Annotated in this window: 18 protein-coding genes; 6 read left to right on the plus strand and 12 right to left on the minus strand. The window is 71.9% G+C overall.

Going from position 1 to position 15,511, the window contains the following annotated elements:
- The first annotated feature begins 290 nt into the window (after nucleotides 1–290).
- The 3 genes from ACFY8O_RS18790 (at nucleotide 291) to ACFY8O_RS18800 (ending at nucleotide 2,767) form a co-directional block, all read left to right on the plus strand.
- Nucleotides 291–1,514: a cytochrome P450 gene (locus ACFY8O_RS18790; RefSeq protein ID WP_387903759.1), complete on the plus strand. Its 1,224-nt coding sequence runs from the start codon at nucleotides 291–293 to the stop codon at nucleotides 1,512–1,514.
- A complete protein-coding gene (locus tag ACFY8O_RS18795; RefSeq protein WP_387903761.1) occupies nucleotides 1,511–1,720 on the plus strand; it encodes a ferredoxin in 210 nt (69 codons plus the stop codon). Before ACFY8O_RS18790 ends, ACFY8O_RS18795 begins: the two co-directional genes overlap by 4 nt.
- 249 nt (nucleotides 1,721–1,969) lie before the next feature.
- On the plus strand, nucleotides 1,970–2,767 hold the full coding sequence (locus ACFY8O_RS18800) for a hypothetical protein (protein ID WP_387903763.1): 798 nt from the start codon (nucleotides 1,970–1,972) through the stop codon (nucleotides 2,765–2,767).
- 42 nt (nucleotides 2,768–2,809) lie between these two features.
- On the opposite strand, the gene ACFY8O_RS18805 is transcribed toward ACFY8O_RS18800, so the two are convergent.
- Genes ACFY8O_RS18805 through ACFY8O_RS18825 form a run of 5 tightly spaced genes read right to left on the minus strand, consistent with a single transcriptional unit; the run spans nucleotide 2,810 to nucleotide 5,196 of the window.
- Nucleotides 2,810–3,760, minus strand: a complete 951-nt coding sequence (locus ACFY8O_RS18805; protein WP_387903766.1) for a 3-hydroxyacyl-ACP dehydratase FabZ family protein — start codon at nucleotides 3,758–3,760, stop codon at nucleotides 2,810–2,812.
- A complete protein-coding gene (locus ACFY8O_RS18810) occupies nucleotides 3,757–4,170 on the minus strand; it encodes a hypothetical protein (RefSeq protein ID WP_145813254.1) in 414 nt (137 codons plus the stop codon). The genes ACFY8O_RS18805 and ACFY8O_RS18810 overlap by 4 nt, the downstream gene beginning before the upstream one ends.
- The gene (locus ACFY8O_RS18815; protein WP_387903769.1) at nucleotides 4,170–4,583 is read right to left on the minus strand and encodes a hypothetical protein; all 414 of its coding nucleotides are present in this window, start codon (nucleotides 4,581–4,583) and stop codon (nucleotides 4,170–4,172) included. The genes ACFY8O_RS18810 and ACFY8O_RS18815 overlap by 1 nt, the downstream gene beginning before the upstream one ends.
- The gene (locus tag ACFY8O_RS18820) at nucleotides 4,583–4,945 is read right to left on the minus strand and encodes a hypothetical protein (protein WP_387903771.1); all 363 of its coding nucleotides are present in this window, start codon (nucleotides 4,943–4,945) and stop codon (nucleotides 4,583–4,585) included. The genes ACFY8O_RS18815 and ACFY8O_RS18820 overlap by 1 nt, the downstream gene beginning before the upstream one ends.
- Nucleotides 4,945–5,196: an acyl carrier protein gene (locus tag ACFY8O_RS18825; RefSeq protein WP_387903774.1), complete on the minus strand. Its 252-nt coding sequence runs from the start codon at nucleotides 5,194–5,196 to the stop codon at nucleotides 4,945–4,947. The genes ACFY8O_RS18820 and ACFY8O_RS18825 overlap by 1 nt, the downstream gene beginning before the upstream one ends.
- A gap of 194 nt (nucleotides 5,197–5,390) precedes the next feature.
- Here ACFY8O_RS18825 and ACFY8O_RS18830 point away from each other — a divergent pair, with 194 nt between their 5' ends.
- The 3 genes from ACFY8O_RS18830 to ACFY8O_RS18840 all read left to right on the plus strand — a co-directional run bounded on the left by ACFY8O_RS18830 (nucleotide 5,391) and on the right by ACFY8O_RS18840 (nucleotide 8,576).
- Nucleotides 5,391–6,563: a beta-ketoacyl-[acyl-carrier-protein] synthase family protein gene (locus tag ACFY8O_RS18830; RefSeq protein WP_387903777.1), complete on the plus strand. Its 1,173-nt coding sequence runs from the start codon at nucleotides 5,391–5,393 to the stop codon at nucleotides 6,561–6,563.
- On the plus strand, nucleotides 6,560–7,528 hold the full coding sequence (locus ACFY8O_RS18835; protein WP_387903779.1) for a beta-ketoacyl synthase N-terminal-like domain-containing protein: 969 nt from the start codon (nucleotides 6,560–6,562) through the stop codon (nucleotides 7,526–7,528). The genes ACFY8O_RS18830 and ACFY8O_RS18835 overlap by 4 nt, the downstream gene beginning before the upstream one ends.
- 85 nt (nucleotides 7,529–7,613) lie before the next feature.
- Complete coding sequence (locus ACFY8O_RS18840) at nucleotides 7,614–8,576, plus strand: hypothetical protein (protein ID WP_145813264.1); 963 nt, start codon at nucleotides 7,614–7,616, stop codon at nucleotides 8,574–8,576.
- A gap of 61 nt (nucleotides 8,577–8,637) precedes the next feature.
- Here ACFY8O_RS18840 and ACFY8O_RS18845 read toward each other — a convergent pair whose 3' ends face one another.
- The 7 genes from ACFY8O_RS18845 to ACFY8O_RS18875 form a co-directional block, all read right to left on the minus strand.
- Nucleotides 8,638–9,408 carry a thioesterase II family protein gene (locus tag ACFY8O_RS18845; protein ID WP_387903782.1) on the minus strand — a complete coding sequence of 257 codons (771 nt, stop codon included), beginning with the start codon at nucleotides 9,406–9,408 and terminating at the stop codon, nucleotides 8,638–8,640.
- Between the two features lie 22 nt (nucleotides 9,409–9,430).
- Nucleotides 9,431–9,649, minus strand: a complete 219-nt coding sequence (locus ACFY8O_RS18850; protein ID WP_145813267.1) for an MbtH family protein — start codon at nucleotides 9,647–9,649, stop codon at nucleotides 9,431–9,433.
- 101 nt (nucleotides 9,650–9,750) lie between these two features.
- Entirely contained in the window at nucleotides 9,751–10,083 is a 333-nt protein-coding gene (locus ACFY8O_RS18855; protein ID WP_387903784.1) for a LysR family transcriptional regulator, read from the minus strand.
- 195 nt (nucleotides 10,084–10,278) lie between these two features.
- Entirely contained in the window at nucleotides 10,279–12,438 is a 2,160-nt protein-coding gene (locus ACFY8O_RS18860; protein ID WP_387903787.1) for an MMPL family transporter, read from the minus strand.
- Between the two features lie 132 nt (nucleotides 12,439–12,570).
- Nucleotides 12,571–12,786, minus strand: coding sequence for an acyl-CoA carboxylase epsilon subunit (locus ACFY8O_RS18865; RefSeq protein WP_387903789.1), 216 nt, complete (start codon nucleotides 12,784–12,786; stop codon nucleotides 12,571–12,573).
- Nucleotides 12,783–14,330 (minus strand): acyl-CoA carboxylase subunit beta, encoded by a 1,548-nt coding sequence (locus ACFY8O_RS18870; RefSeq protein ID WP_387903790.1) that lies wholly within the window; start codon nucleotides 14,328–14,330, stop codon nucleotides 12,783–12,785. Before ACFY8O_RS18870 ends, ACFY8O_RS18865 begins: the two co-directional genes overlap by 4 nt.
- A 26-nt stretch (nucleotides 14,331–14,356) precedes the next feature.
- Nucleotides 14,357–15,406: a polyprenyl synthetase family protein gene (locus tag ACFY8O_RS18875; protein ID WP_387903793.1), complete on the minus strand. Its 1,050-nt coding sequence runs from the start codon at nucleotides 15,404–15,406 to the stop codon at nucleotides 14,357–14,359.
- Nucleotides 15,407–15,511: the final 105 nt, after the last annotated feature.

Below are 15,511 nucleotides of genomic sequence, written 5' to 3' on the forward strand. Positions count from 1 at the left end.
CTGATTGCCCGTCAGCGGGCCTGCGCTTGCGCGGCGTTCGCCCCGTGGAGCCGGATTTCCGTCGGCTGCGGTCCATCGACGTTCGGTAAACGAATACACGTCCGGACAAGCCCCGCGGGACGTGGATGCAATTTCCGGAAAAGGCTCTTCCCGCCCTCGGCGCAAAAGGATTCAGATTCTTCGGATCGGACTTCCTGCAGCAAGTGGCAGCGGCTCCGGCGGACCGGAATTCCGTCCGTAGCATCGGCCCGAGCAGGCTCATGACCACGACAAAGACAGGGAAAACCCCTATGACCGACGCCATGGAGATGCCGGCGACCTGCCCCGTAGCCCCCCGCGGATGGCCCAACCCGCTGCTTCCCGAGTACGGTCAGGTCCCGGCGGGCCGTCCGCTCACCCGGGTGACCATGCCGTCGGGCAGCACGGCGTGGCTCGTCTCCCGGCACGACCACATCCAGCGGCTGCTGGCGGACGACCGCTTCAGCGTCGAGCCGCACCCGACCTTCCCCATCAGGTTCCCGGCGCCCCAGGAACTGCTGGACATGATCGCCCGCGACTCGAAGAACCTGCTGGTGACGATGGACCCGCCCCGCCACACGCGGGTCCGTCAGATGGCGCTGCCCGACTTCACCATCAAGGCGTCCGAGAAGCTGCGCCCCCGGGTCCAGGAGCTGATCGACCGCTACCTGGACCGCATGGAGGAGGCCGGAGGCCCGACGGACCTCGTCCAGGCCCTGGCCCTGCCGCTCCCGGCGCAGGTGATCTGCGAGATGGCCGGCATTCCCGAGGCCGAGCGCGACGTGTTCACGCGCAACGCCGCGATCATGGTGGGCACGCGCCACTCGTACACCATGGACGAGAAGATGGCCGCCAACGACGAGCTGATGAAGTACTTCGCGGCCCTCGTCACCGAGAAGCAGCAGAACCCCACCGACGACATGCTCGGCAACTTCATCACCCGGGCGGGCCGGACCGACGAGTTCGACCACCACGGTCTGACGCTCATGACCAAGATGCTGCTGCTCGCGGGGTACGAGTTCATCGTCAACCGCATCGCACTCGGCACCCAGACGCTCCTCGACCACCCCGAGCAGCTCAAGGCCCTCCAGGCCGACCCGGCGGGGCTCATGCCCAAGACCGTGAACGAGGTGCTCCGGCACTTCAGCATCGTCGACGAGATCATCGCCCGTGTGGCGCTCGCCGACGTGGAGATCGACGGGGTGACCATCAAGGAGGGCGAGGGCATCCTCGTGCTCAAGGGCCTCGGCGACCGGGACCCCGACAAGTACACCGACCCGGACGCCTTCGACATCCACCGTGACGCGCGGGACCACCTGGCGTTCGGCTACGGCGTCCACCAGTGTCTGGGCCAGCACGTGGCACGGCTGATGATGGAGCTCTGCTTCACCTCGCTGTTCGCCCGCTTCCCGGGGCTGCACGTGGTCGAGTCCGACGAGCCGATCGAGCTCGTCGACGGGCTGCCGCCGGTCCACAAGCTCGTGGTCGGCTGGTGAGCGGGGTGCGGGTGCACGTCGACCGCGACCGCTGCATCGGCGCGGGTCTGTGCGTGATGAGCGCTCCCACGGTCTTCGACCAGGACGACGACAGCGGCCTCGTCGTCCTCCTCGACGAGACCCCCGCGGACGCCGACGCCGGGCACGCGCGCAAGATCGCGGAGCACATCTGCCCGTCGAAGGCCGTCTGGGTCACCGGCGGCTGAGCCGCCTGCGGACAGCGGCCCGGCGGGTCCGCCGCCGCACACGCGGGGCGGGCCCGCCGTCGTCGACCCGCCGCGCCTCCCCAGGGCCGCGCGATCCAGCGGCGCGGGCCGTCGTCCCCTCACGGCCCGCGCCGCTCCGTGGTGCCGCCCGCCGTTCCCCCACGGGCCGCGCCCTCTCCCGGGGCCGGCCTCCGTTTCCCGCGGCCCGCCCCCTCCGGGACCGGCCGCCGACCAGAGTGGACAGCACACATGAGCAGACTCAGCGGCTGGAAGGTACTCGCCGAGGGCCCGGGCCCCGAGCTCGTCCTGGCCGTCGACTTCGCCACCACCGGGCGTTCCGACTCCAGCTTCTCCGACCTCGTCCCGCGCCTCGGCGGGCGGTTCACCGTCTGGGAGACCAGGCAGCCCGACACCGGTGAGGGGATGTCCGCCGAGGACTACCTCGCGTGGTGGACCCGTGAGGTCGAGGAGAGCGGACGCACCGTCCGGGCGGTGCTCGGCTACTGCGCCGGCAGCGTCTTCGCCGGGGAGCTGGCGTCCAGAGTGGCCGCCGGGCAGGCGGAGCCGCCCCGCTTCCTGATGGTCGACCCGGAGGTGCCGACGCCGGACGCCCTGCACCGGGACTTCGACGCGATGCTGGGGCAGTTCGCCTCGGTCCTGAGCGATGGCGAGCTGGCCGCCGCCCGGCAGGCCGCGGCCACGGCCCTGGCGACCGCCCCCGGCTTCGCCGCCCTCGGGAGCGAGCTCGTCCGGATCTTCCGCGAGCAGGCCGGCACCGCGTTCGCCCGTGAGGAGCTGGACATGGACCTGCTGGAGGAGTTCGCGGCGGTGTTCCGGTCCTTCGTGTCGTACCTGGACGCGGCCCGGGGCATCGATCCGGCCGCAGCATGGAGCGCCGCCACGGCGGTGAACTCCCTGCGGCCGACCGAGGGCGCGCTGCTGGCCGCGCGGTCCGTGGCGGTCCCCGTCGACCACGTCGACATCCTGCGCAGCGACCTGACGGCCGGTGCCGTCGAGGAGATCCTCTCGCTGCACGCGGCGTCCTGACACGCGCCGGGGCTCCCTGCCCCGGCGCCTGCCGGCCCGGTGTCAGGGAGTGGGCGCCGCCGTCCGGTCGAGCCGCGCCCTCGGCCGGCTCGAACCCACGAGCGCGCCGACGGTCATGACGCACCGGTCGCCGTCCCAGGTCTCCCCGGACACGAAGACGTTGTCCGACATCAGCCGGTCGATGCGGGCCACATGACGCAGCACCGCTCCCGGCCGGACCTCGCCGGCGAAGCGGCAGCGGCGGAACGCCGCCGCGACCTGTACTCCGCCGGTCGTGCCGCTGGACAGCCACAGGAGCACCGAGGACTGCCCGAAGGACTCCAGCATCAGTGTTCTGGGGTACGTGTACCGGGAGAGCGGCAGACCGTCCTCCATCGATCCGTAGCAGGGCTCGGACCCCGAGACGGCCTTGACCGTCGTGATCCGCGTGCCGGGCTCGAAGGCCTCCACCCGGTCCACCAGCAGCATGGGGTGGCGTACGGGCAGCCGGTCCAGGATCGCGGCGTAGTCCGGCCCGGACGCCGTCGCGGGGACCGGGGGCGGCCCGCCGGCGGGTGCGAGCCCATCGGCCGGGTCGGCGTCCCGGCCGCCGAGCACGACCTTCGCGGCGACGACGGGGACGCCGTCCTGGCGCACGCCGTCGGCGGTGACCAGCCACCGCCCGTCTCCGGACTCCGTGGCCGTGACGTCCAGCCGGATCTCGTCGCCGCCCTGCATGGGCGCCAGCCACCGGGCGGAGGTGACCTCCACCAGGTCCAGCGGTTCCCCGGCGCCGATGAGCCTCGTCAGGGCCTGCCGGAGCCCTTCGAGCACGAACACGGCGGGCAGCAGGGTGAGGCCGGGGAAGTGCCCGGCCATGTACGGGTCGTCGGCGCGGACCGTCTTGTACGTGCTGAAGCGCAGCCCCGGTCCGCCCGCACGCCCTTCGACACGGTCGACCGCGCGCAGCGGGGTCGCGAAGGTGTGCGGGGCCCCGGGGGGCCGGCCGGTCATATGAACCACACGTGGTCGTACGCGGGCCAGCGGGCCGCCAGTTCGGCGGGGCCGAGGGCCACCGTGCCCGGCAGCAGGTCCTGCGGCCCGAATCCCAGCGCGGCGAGCGCGCTGTCGTCCACGAAGACCTCGAAGCCCGCGTCGACCAGGTCGCGCACCGAACCACGGTAGTCCGGCAGCGTGTCCAGCGTCGTCGAGCCGAGCCGCACGGACGGCACGTAGGCGTGCTCGTCGACGGCCATCGTCACGGTGGCGCCGCGCAGGGCGAGGTCGACCTGCTCGAACTGTCCGTGCAGATCGAGCAGGCCGTACAGGGGGTGGAAGAACTGGACCTCGACGGCGCCCCGGTAGGCACGGTCGATGACACAGAGCACCCTCCGGCGGGGTTCGTCCCGCTGGGTCGTCGTCATCAGGCTCCTCCGAGGTACAGCGTCTGCCTGGCCGCGTCGATGGTTCCCGCCAGCCGGAGCGGCGACCGGTGCCGCACCTGCGGGATGTGGTGGGTCGCGCCGCGCTCCTCGGAGCAGGCGGTGCACGCGATCCAGGCGAAGCGCCCCGCGCTGTCGGCGGTCAGCCGCCTGACGATCGCGGGGGGCGAGGGGTAGTGCCCCTCGGGATCACGGGTGTTGGGCAGCTTGGTGTCGCCGAAGGTGTCCTGGGTGAGCATGTTGGCGTAGCCGCAGGCCCAGATCCGTACGGAACCGCCGTCGGCGAGGACGGCGTGCGAGAGCCGCAGCGCCGAGGTGACCACGTCCCCGGAGTGCGGGGCGGCGGTCATGATCAGCAGCAGGTCCCAGACGCGGCGCTTCATCGGGGTCGTCATCAGTGCCACACCCCTGTGCACCCGTCCTCGGCCAGGGCGGCGGCGACGGTCCCCATCCCGGCGAGCTTCACGTGCGGCGACAGCCGCCCGGCGTCGAGCGCCCGCTGCGCGGCGGAGAAGTCGTCCACCAGGATCTCCACTCCCGCCCCGGCGAGGCGTTCCACCTCGGGCACGTCGCGTCCGGCCGCGCTGAGCACCCCGTCCTCGACGAGGTAGACCCGCACCCGGTGTCCCGCCTCGGCCAGCGCCACGGCGTCCAGCAGGAAGGTGCCCGCGCCGGGGCCCGCCCAGTTCCCCTTGCTCTCGATCAGGAAGTAGGAGGGGGCGGCGGTGTCCGCGGCGCGGACCGGCTGCCCGTCCATCAGCCGCTCAGCTTCCGGCTGAGCAGCGCGCAGATGTCGGGGAAGGTGCGGAGCCCGATGAGCTCCTCCTCGGGAATCCTGATCTCGTAGCGCTGCTCCAGCGTGACGGCGAGCTCCAGGGCGATCACCGAGTCGGCTCCCAGCTCCTCGATGAGCAGCGCGTCGTCGGTCAGCGCCGAGGACTCGACGTCCAGGGTGTCCGCCACCATGTCCCGCAGCTCCGACCTGTCCAGCGTGCTTTCGGCACCCACCGGATTCCCTTTCCTTCGGCTTTCCCTGTTCAACTCCGCGGAATTCCGCGTTCATTACTCATCGGATACGGAGTCGGCTGATCGCGGCCGATCGTATTGCAGGCATTCCGGCACGACGGAGTTGTCCGGGAATTCCTGCAGGTACTTGCAGGCAGAACATTCCCCGGGTATCGGCACGGCACCCTGGTCGATCGGTGAATTGGTTTCTGCACGATCCGGAGAAGTGGGGTGCGCCGGTGACGGTCGTGGTCACGGGGCTGGGAGCGGTGTCCTGCTTCGGCGGCGGGGTCGACGCGTTGTGGGAAGGACTGCTCCGCGCCGATCACCGGCCGGTGCCCGCACCGGACGCCTGCGGACTGCCGGAGCGCCCGCGTCTGTACGCGGCTCCGGCCGGCGGGAGCGGCACCGGGCGCACCGGCGCGCTGGTCGTCGAGGCGGTCGCGGAGGCCGTCGCCGACGCCCGGCTGACCGGCGGGGACCTGCTCGACGCGGGTCTGACCGTCGGCACCTCGCTCGGCGACATCGACCTGGCGGAGCTGCCCGACGGGCCGGACCGCCGGCTCGCCACACACGGGGTGGCCGCCGTGGTCGCCGGCCGGTTCGGCATCGGCGGGAGCGGCCACACCCTGTCCACCGCCTGCTCCGCCGGGGCGTACGCGGTGGCCTGGGGCGCCCTGCTGATCGAGACCGGGCAGGCCGACGTCGTCGTGGCCTGCGGCGGCGACGCGTTCTCACGGGTCGCCGTCGGCACACTCCACCGCTTCGGGCTGCTGGACCCGGAGTGCTGCCGCCCCTTCGACACCGACCGTTCGGGCATGGTCACCGGCGAGGGCGCGGCGGCCGTGGTGCTGGAGTCCGCCGCCTCCGCCGGGCGCCGGGGCGTGGCCGCGCAGGCGGTCCTCGCCGGCCAGGGCTGGAGCTGCGACGCCCACCATCCGATGGCGCCCGAACCGTCCGGCGGACAGCTGCGGCGCGCGGTCGCCCAGGCCCTCTCCACCTCCGGGCCCCCGGGCGCCGTGGTCCTCCACCGCGCCGGGGTGGCGCTCAACGACTCCGTGGAGAGCACCGCCGTCAGCGAGGCCGTCACCGCCGCCGGGGGCGACATCTCCCGGACGGCCGGTTACGCGCCGAAGGCCGTCATGGGCCACACCGCGGGTGCGGCCGGTGTGTTCGGCTGTGTCATCGCCGCCCGGATGCTCCGGGCCGGCCTGGTGCCGCCCAACGCCCATGTCACCACGGTCGACCCCGGTTGCCCGATGGACGTCCCCCTGGCCGGACCGGTGCCGCTGTCCCGTCCGGCCGTGCTCGTGAGCGGGACCGGTTTCGGCGCGAACAACGCGGCCCTCCTCTGGGAGGCCGCCGCATGAACGTGCTGCTCATGGGGGCCGGCTCGGTCGCGGAGGACCCGCCGCCCGCGGGGGAGGACCGGGACGGGTCCTGGTTCGACCCCTGCGCACACCTCGGCCGGCGCGGCTGGAAGTACCTCTCCCCCGCCACCCGGTATCTGCTCGCGGCCGGCCACCAGGCACTCGGCCGACGCCACGACGACCCTGCCCTGGACGGCCCGCCCAGCCTGCGCCTCGGTGTGGTCACGGGTACCGAGTACGCGATCGCCCACGCGCACCGGCGGATGGACGACACCCTGCGCACGGCGGGCGTCCGGGGCATCAGCCCGGCCGAGGTACCCGCCTTCTCCATGAGCACCCCGGGCAGCCAGCTCGCCATCGGCACCGGGGCCAGGGCGTTCTCGGTCACGCTGACGAACCCCGGCACCGCGGGTCTGGAGGCCGTGCACTTCGCGGTCACGGCGCTGCGGACGGGCCGCGCGGACCGGGTGGTGGCGGCTGCCACCGATCAGGCCCCCGAGGGGGACGAGGGGGGCGGCCGGCTCGACGCCGCCGCCGCCGTCGTCCTGGCGGCGCCCGAGGCCGCCGGCCCGGCGCGCGCGGCGGCCGAGATCACGGGCGGCGTCTCCCGGTTCGTCGGGCGGGGCGCCGACCGCGGCCGGGACCCCGCCGCGGTCGCGGCGGCCGGGAGACGGGTCGCTGCCCTGGCCGCCGGCACGCACGGCGTCCGGCTCGTCGTCAGCGGACCCGCGGTCACCGAGCCCTTCGGAGCCTCGCTGGGCGCCGCCGTCGCGACGGCGCTCACCGCCACCGGAGGATCCCTGAGCAGGCCCGGCGGGGAATTCGCCGAGGCCCGGCACTGCTCGGTGTCCGGACTGCTGGAACTCATCGCGCTGGCGCGCGCGGGGGAGACCGCGCTCCTCGTGTCCCTCTCCGATTCCGGCCACCTCACCGCCATAGCACTGCGCAGCCCGTCACGGCCTTGATTTCACCATTTCCCTCCAACTGACTTATCTCTGAAAGGAGATGGGATACTTGGCCCCCGATGACCGGTCGGATAGCATGCCGATCATGACAGCAATGGCGGCACAACCGACCTCACGTCTGATGAAGATGCGCAGGATAAGCGGCTACGGCACCGTGGTCGCGGTTATGCCGTACATGCTGATCAAAATCGTCTGGACATTCGGACTCTTCCTTCCGAACGAAGAAATGGGCGAGGCGGATTGGCGCGCGATCAACGCGACGACCGCGGTGCTCGCCGCCGTGGGAATCGCGCTGGCGGTCGCCTTCATCCAGCCCTGGGGAGAGCGGCTCCCCGCCTGGCTGATCGTCCTGCCCGTATGGGTCGGCACCGGTCTGCTCGTCCCCATGCTGGTGCTGGCGCCCGTGCTCGGTCCCGCGGCCATGTCCCAGGACGAACAGACGGCGGCCTCCAACGACTTGTGGGCCTACGAACAGGTCCTGGTCATGATCTCGCTGGTGGGCGTGGGGATCGGCCTCCCGCTCGCACTCGCCGGATACGCGAAGGCACGGTGGCCGGAGGCCCTCAGCGGCCCGGTCGATCCCGGTGAGAGCCTGGGGAACACCCGGTCACTGCAGACCACCGCGGCCAGGCTGCTCGCCGCGGGCTGCGTGGCCCTCGGCCTCGTCAAGGTGTTCTGGGCGGCCGGCGGCACCCTGGGGCTCGACGCGGAGCGCCTGTCCTACCGCGACATGTGGTGGCATCTGCTGTCCCTGAGCACGGGAGTCTGGGCCTTCGCCGGGGCATGGGGACTCCTGGTCCTGACGAGCCGCCGGGGCCCCCGGAAGTTCCTCGTCCCCATGGCCGCCTCGTGGATCTCCTCGGGCATGCTCTTCTCCTACGGCCTCTACAGCCTGCTCACGAACCTCGGCACGAAGCGGCCCTCCCCCGAGAGCGAGGTGGCCCACCTGCTGGCCGGGCAGGCCGGCACGGTCCTGGGCGTGCTCATGGGAATGGTGATCCTCATGGTGCTCCACGACCGCAGGGCCGCCCTGCGCGAGGCGGCCTGAATCCGCCCGCCTCCACCCGCCGGGAACGCCGCGCCGACACCGTCGGCGCGGCGTTCCCGTGTCACGGGCGCCCCGCCCCGGGGACGAGTCCGGTGCACCATCGCGGCAGTCCGGCCCAGACGTCCGGCTCGTAGAAGTGCCCGCCCGGCAGCTCGAAGCCCTCGAAGCCGCCGTCCGCCAGCGACTTCCAGTCCCGTTCCACCTCGGCGAACCGCCCGTGGTCGCCCGCGCCGTAGAGCAGCCGCATCGGCACGGTCGCGCGGGTCCCCTCGGTGAAGCGGTACGACTCGGAGACGGCGAGGTCCGCGCGGAGCAGTTCCACGGCCATGGCGCGGAGTTCGGGTTCGTTCGCCACGATCGCCGGCATCTGCCCGAACGTCCGCATCCAGGTGACGAGGACGTCGTCGCTGTCGGCCGTGCGGGGGGTCCTGCTCCCGGGCGCCCCGCGCTTGTGGGGTGCGACCCCGCCGGAGACGACCAGTGCCGAGGGGGGCGCGACCCCGAGGCGTTCGAGCTGCGCCGCCGTCTCGAAGGCCAGCCAGGAACCCATGCTGTGGCCGAACAGCGTGTAGGGCCGGGACGTGAGACCGCGGACCGCCCCCACCACGTCGTCGCGCAGGGCGATCCAGTCGCGGGCGAACGGCGTGCCGAACCTCGTCTCCCGGCCCGGGTAGCAGATCAGCGCCAACTCCACGTCGTCCGGAACGGCTTCGGCCCAGCGGCGGAACGGCGCCGTCCCGCCGCCGCAGTAACTCAGGCACACCAGCACCCTGCCGGCGTCCGGCCGCGGGCGGGGCCGGAACACCGCGGGGGTGGAGGAAACCGTCTGCATGATCGTCCTCTCCGGCGCCGTCCTACTTGGACTCGGCCATCTGACGGACGAGGCTCAGCGGGCGCATGTCGGTCCAGTGGGCCTCGACGTAGTCCAGGCAGGCCTGCCTGCTGTCCTGGCCGTGCTTCACCGTCCAGCCGGCGGGTATCTCGGCGAACGCGGGCCACAGCGAGTGCTGGCCCTCGTCGTTGACCAGCACGTAGTAGCTGGCGTCGTCGTCCTCGAACGGGTTGGTGCTCATCTTTTTCTCTCCAACGTTTTTCCGGGATGGGAAGAGATGCCCACCGAAAAGCTGCACATGCGATGCGGTGGGGGTGCGAAAACAACCGGCGCACGCCGGATTCAGGCGGTGCCCTTCCGGGCCGCCGCGACGGCGGCCGTGACCGGCGTCCCGTCGTTCTCCGCGTCCTCGAACGGGCCCGGGGAACGCATGTCGCCCATCAGCATCAGAGCGGCACGCGCCGACGGCAGAACCGACCGTCCGTCGCGCGTCAGCCGGGCACCGTTGGGGTGCCGGGTGAACAGCTTGAAGCCGAGGGACCGTTCCAGGCACTGGATCTGATAGGTGATCGCCGCCTGTGAATAACCGAGGTGGCGTGCCGCGGCATCCATCCGTCCGATTTCTGCAACCGAAATGAAAGCCTTCAACTCACGCTCGTGCATCACACCTCGCATTCGGCCGTATCGCGGCACAAATTCCGATGACCAAGAACGCCGTGCCGAAATCCTACAGATACCTCCGCCGTTCCTCCCCCTCTCCTTTCAGGAAGCTGCACAGCCCGCCGGGGCCGGGGAAAGACGGACCGCCCGCCCCCTGCCGGGCTCCGGCGAGGGGCGAGCGGTCGTGTCGTGCGGGGCCCGTCAGGGCGGCTACCGGCCGTGTGAGCCGACGAGGTCGTCGGAGCCGTCCAGGGACGCGGGCTCCGCGCCGTCGCCGGTGGGCGCGGCGTCGCGGTTGCCCGGCCACCAGGCCTTCGGCCCCAGCAGCGTGGTGACGGCCGGCACCAGCAGGATCGCCGTCACGAACGCGCTGAGCAGGATGCCGAAGGCGACCGCGAAGCCCATCTGCTTCAGCATCGCGTTGTCCGCGAGCATCAGCACGCCGAAGGTGCCGGCGAGGATGACCGCCGCCGCGCCGATGGTGGGCGCGGAGTGCGTGACGGCCCTGCGGACGGCGTCCTGCGGCTCCTTGCCGCTGTTGATCTCCTCGCGCAGCCTGGCCACCATCAGGATGTTGTAGTCGGTCCCGATGGCGACGACGAAGAGATAGACGATCACCGGCAGCATGAACAGCAGCCCGTCCGAACCGCTCTGGAACAGCCAGACGGTGGCGCCGAGGGTGCCTCCGAAGCCCAGGCCGACCGAGATCATCAGGTACCAGGGGGCGACGAGGCTGCGCAGCATCAGGCCGAGGATGAGCATGATCGCCACCGCGGCGATCGGGAACACGAGCTTGTAGTCACGGTTCACCGCGGTCCGGACGTCCGTGAGGACGGCCGTGCTGCCGCCGACGACCTGCTCGGTGCCCTTCGGCGCGGCCTCGTGGACCGTCTCCCGCAGTTCGCCCCCGACCAGGTCGATGGCCTTGTCGTCGGTGGGGCGGTGGTCGAGCACGACGGCGTACTGCGCGACCTTCCCGTCGGGGCTGACCAGGGCCGGGGCGACCTGCGCCACGCCCTCGACGCCCGCCAGCTCCTTCTCGTAGGTCTTCAGCCCGGCCGCGTCCAGGGACGCTCCGCCGGTGGACTTCACATAGACGAACGTGGGGTCGGACTGCCCGGCCGAGAAGCCCGTCTGGAAGTCCTCCATCGCCTGGACGGACTCCAGGGTGTCCGGGAGCGAACTCTCCGTGTCGTACTCCGCCTTGAAGCCGAACACGCCCATGGCGAGCGCCACGAGCACCACACCGGAGACGCCCGCGATGACGCCGGGCCTGCGGGAGGCGAAGCTCCCGACGCGGTCCGAGAGCGCGTTCCTGGGCTGGGTGCGCCAGGCCTTCGACGGCCAGAACGCCTTGGTGCCCAGCAGGGAGAAGACGGCGGGGACGAGGGTGAGGGCGGAGAGCAGGGTGACCGCGACGGCGATCGCCAGCGCCAGGCCCATGCTGCTGAGCATGCCCATGGAGGACAGCAGCAGCGAGAGGAACGCGGCGATGACGACGCCTGCGGCGGACGCGATGGTCTCCCCGACCCGGCCGGCCGCCGTGGCCAGCGCCTCCTTGGCCGGCATGCCCTCCCGCAGGTGCTCGCGGTAGCGGAACAGCAGGAAGAGCGTGTAGTCGGTGCCGACGCCGAAGAGCACCACGATGAGGATGGCGGAGATGGAGGCGGGTGCCTCCATGCCCGCGAGCTCGCTGGCGGTGGCGATGACCCCCATGGTCACCGTGAAGACGATGCCGATGACGACGACGGGCATCAGGGCGATCACCGGGCTGCGGAAGATGACCAGCAGCAGGACGATGATGAGGACGAGCGTAGCCATCATGACCATGGCGTCGGTGCTGTCGGACGCCTCCGTCGAGTCCAGCACGGTGGCGGTGGCTCCGGTGTAGCCCACCTCGAGTCCGCTGCCGGAGAGCAGCCCGGCGGTCTCCTCACGGATGTCGCCGACGGATGCGACGAGCGTCTCGTCGTTGGCCGTCTTCGTCGAGGCGAAGACATGGACGAGGGCGGTCTTCCCGTCCGGCGAGACCGCCTTCGGGTCGGCCACCACTTCGGTGATCTTCGCGAACTTCTCCGCCTGGAGACCGGCCGCGATCTCGCCGGTCCTCTTCCTGTCGGCCTCGGTCAGCGTGCCGCCGTCGGCACGCTGGACCACGCCGATGGCCGCGGGCTGGCGGCTCTGCGGGAAGGCGTCCCGCTGGATCTCCACCGCGCGGACCGACTCGTAGTGCGACGGGAGGAACTCCGCCTGGTCGTCGGTCGGCTTCAGCTGGGGAGCCAGCGCGACCAGGGCCGTGGTCGCCAGCAACCACAACGCCACCACCAGCCATGGGCGGTTCACCGAGAACCGCCCGATCCCTCGGAACATGGGAATCCTCCACGTCTTCACCCGCGGCTCGTCCCGCGGCCGCGTATCTGCACTCGGACCTTTGGACCGCCACGTTCCGCAACGCGCCGGACGACTTCAAGTAGCCGTGCAACGACCTGCAGCCACGGCCGGTCAGCGTCCGCCGCGCCAGGAGACGTGGGCGGAGGCCGGTGACTCCGCCCTCCGCCACGCCGCCCGGGCCGCCCCGGGGACGCCCGAGGCGGCCGGCCCGGACCGCTGGAGGGCTGCCAGCACCACCGCGACCGCCGCCGCCAGTTCCTCGGGGCTCGGCGAGCCGTGCACCACTCTCAGCAGGGATCCGCCGCCCTGCTCCTCCCCGGCGCTCACGCGGGCTGGTTCCCGTGCTTGCGGGACGGCAGGTCGGCGTGTTTGAGCCGCAGCATCTCCAGGGAGCGGATGAGCAGCAGGCGCGTCCCGGCGGGGTCGATGACGTCGTCGACCAGGCCGCGCTCGGCCGCGTAGTAGGGGTGCATCAGCTCGGCCTTGTACTCCTTGACCAGCTGCCCGCGCACGGCCTCGGGGTCGTCGGACCCGGCGATCTCACGGCGGAAGATGACGTTGGCGGCGCCTTCGGCGCCCATGACCGCGATCTCGTTGGTGGGCCACGCGTAGGCCAGGTCGGCGCCGATGGAGGTCGAGTCCATGACGATGTAGGCACCGCCGTAAGCCTTGCGCAGGATCAGGGAGATCCTGGGCACGGTGGCGTTGCAGTACGCGTAGAGCAGCTTCGCGCCGTGCCGGATGATCCCGTCGTGCTCCTGGTCGACGCCGGGCAGGAAGCCGGGTACGTCGACGAGGGTGACCAGCGGGATGTTGAACGCGTCGCAGAACTGGACGAAGCGCGCCGCCTTCTCGGACGCCTCGATGTCCAGCACCCCGGCGAACGAGAGGGGCTGGTTGGCCACGATGCCGACGACGTGGCCGTCGAGGCGGGCCAGTGCGCAGACGATGTTGCGGGCCCAGCGCTCGTGGACCTCCAGGAAGTCGCCGTCGTCGACGAGCTCCTCGATGACCTTGTGCATGTCGTAGGGGCGGTTGCCGTCGGCCGGGACCAGGTCCAGCAGGACGTCGCCGCGCCGGTCGGCCGGGTCGTCGCTCGGCACCACGGGCGGGTTCTCGCGGTTGTTGGAGGGCAGCATCCCGATGAGGTAGCGGACCTCGGCGATGCAGGTCTCCTCGTCGTCGTACGCGAAGTGCGCCACGCCCGAGGTCTCGGCGTGCACGTCCGCGCCGCCGAGGCCGTTCTGGGTGATCTCCTCACCGGTGACCGCCTTGACGACGTCCGGCCCGGTGATGAACATCTGCGAGGTCTCACGGACCATGAACACGAAGTCCGTCAGCGCCGGGCTGTAGGCCGCGCCACCCGCGCACGGGCCGAGCATCACACTGATCTGCGGGATCACACCCGAGGCCCGGGTGTTGCGCTGGAAGATCCCGCCGTAACCGGCGAGCGCGCTGACACCCTCCTGGATACGGGCCCCGGCACCGTCGTTCAGCGACACCAGCGGGGCACCCGCCGAGATGGCCATGTCCATGATCTTGTGGATCTTCGTGGCATGGGCCTCGCCCAGCGCCCCGCCGAAGATCCGGAAGTCGTGCGCGTAGACGAACACCGTCCGGCCCTCGACCGTGCCCCAGCCGGTGATCACCCCGTCGGTGTACGGCCTCTTCGCCTCCAGGCCGAAGCCGGTCGCCCGGTGCCGGCGCAACTGCTCGACCTCCTTGAACGACCCCTCGTCCAGCAGCAGCCCGATACGCTCGCGCGCCGTCAGCTTGCCCTTGGCGTGCTGCGCCTCGGTCGCCCGCTCGCTCGGCCCCCGCAGCGCTTCGGCGCGGATGACCGCCAGTTCGTCCCTTGATTCCCGTGACATGTCCAACCCCTTGTCGTGTCCGCTCGTCACGTCAGTGCCCCCGCGCCCACCGTGGGGGCCACGCGCGAGAGGACGTAGTCGCACAGGGCGTGCAGCGCCCGGTGTGCCGGCCCCGCCGGCAGTGCGTCCAGCGCGGCCCGGGCCAGACGGAGCCGCCGCCGCAGATGCGCCTCGGCGGCTGCCGGGGCGGGCGAGTGGGCGAACAGCTCCAGCGCGCGGCGCCGGTCGGCCGGGTCGGCCAGCGGCCCCGCCGCCAGCAGCTCCCGCAACTCCGCTCCGGCCGGCCGCCGGTCCGCCGCGGCCAGCAGCACCGGCAGGCTGGGAACCCCGGCGGCCAGGTCCTTCCCCTGCTCCTTGCCGGTGGCCGAGGCGGGCGCGAGGAGGTCCAGGAGGTCGTCCGATATCTGGAAGGCGATGCCGAGCTGGCGACCGTACTCGGTGAGCGCGCGTCCGTACGAGGCCGGCGCCTCCGCCCGGAGCGCACCGGCCCCCAGCGCCATGGCGAGCAGCGCGGCGGTCTTGCCCGAGGTGACCTGGAAGAAGTGCGCCACCGGGTCCTCGCCCTCGGCGGGCCCCGTCATCTCCCGCAGCTGTCCCACGACGAGCTCGCTCGCCACATCGGCCTGGAACCGCACCATGTCCGGCCCCAGTTCGGCGGCGAGCCGGGCGGCGCGGGCGAGCAGCCAGTTCCCGCCGGCCACGGCGAGCCGGGCGCCCCAGAGGGCGTTGGCGCTGGCCACTCCGTGCCTCAGCTCCGCCCCGTCCATCACGTCGTCGTGGTAGAGGGAGGAGATGTGGACGAGTTCGGCGATCACCGCCGCCTCGACCACTCCGTCCCGCCAGGGCTCCCCGAACTCCGCGCCGAGCAGCACCAGCAGCGGGCGCAGCCGCTTGCCTCCCGCCGTCGCGATGTGGCCCGTCAGCGCGGCCACCCGGGGGTCGCCGGACTCCGCCGCGCAGTCCAGCAGGCGTTTCTCGACGGCGATCAGGGACTCCGCCGTCCGTTCCCTGAAGGACGGATCGTGCGCAGCCATGTGAGCGAGCAGTTCGGAACCGGGCAGGGCCGTGGCAGTCATGTCCTCGTCCTTTTCTCAGCGGGCTCGCGGCGTCGTGCGAGGGCACGCCGGGTACGACACGCTCCGACCCGACGGTCCGGTCCACCACAGGACCGGACCCCCGGC

Source organism: Streptomyces argenteolus, from assembly GCF_042902585.1.
GTDB lineage: Bacteria > Actinomycetota > Actinomycetes > Streptomycetales > Streptomycetaceae > Streptomyces > Streptomyces argenteolus.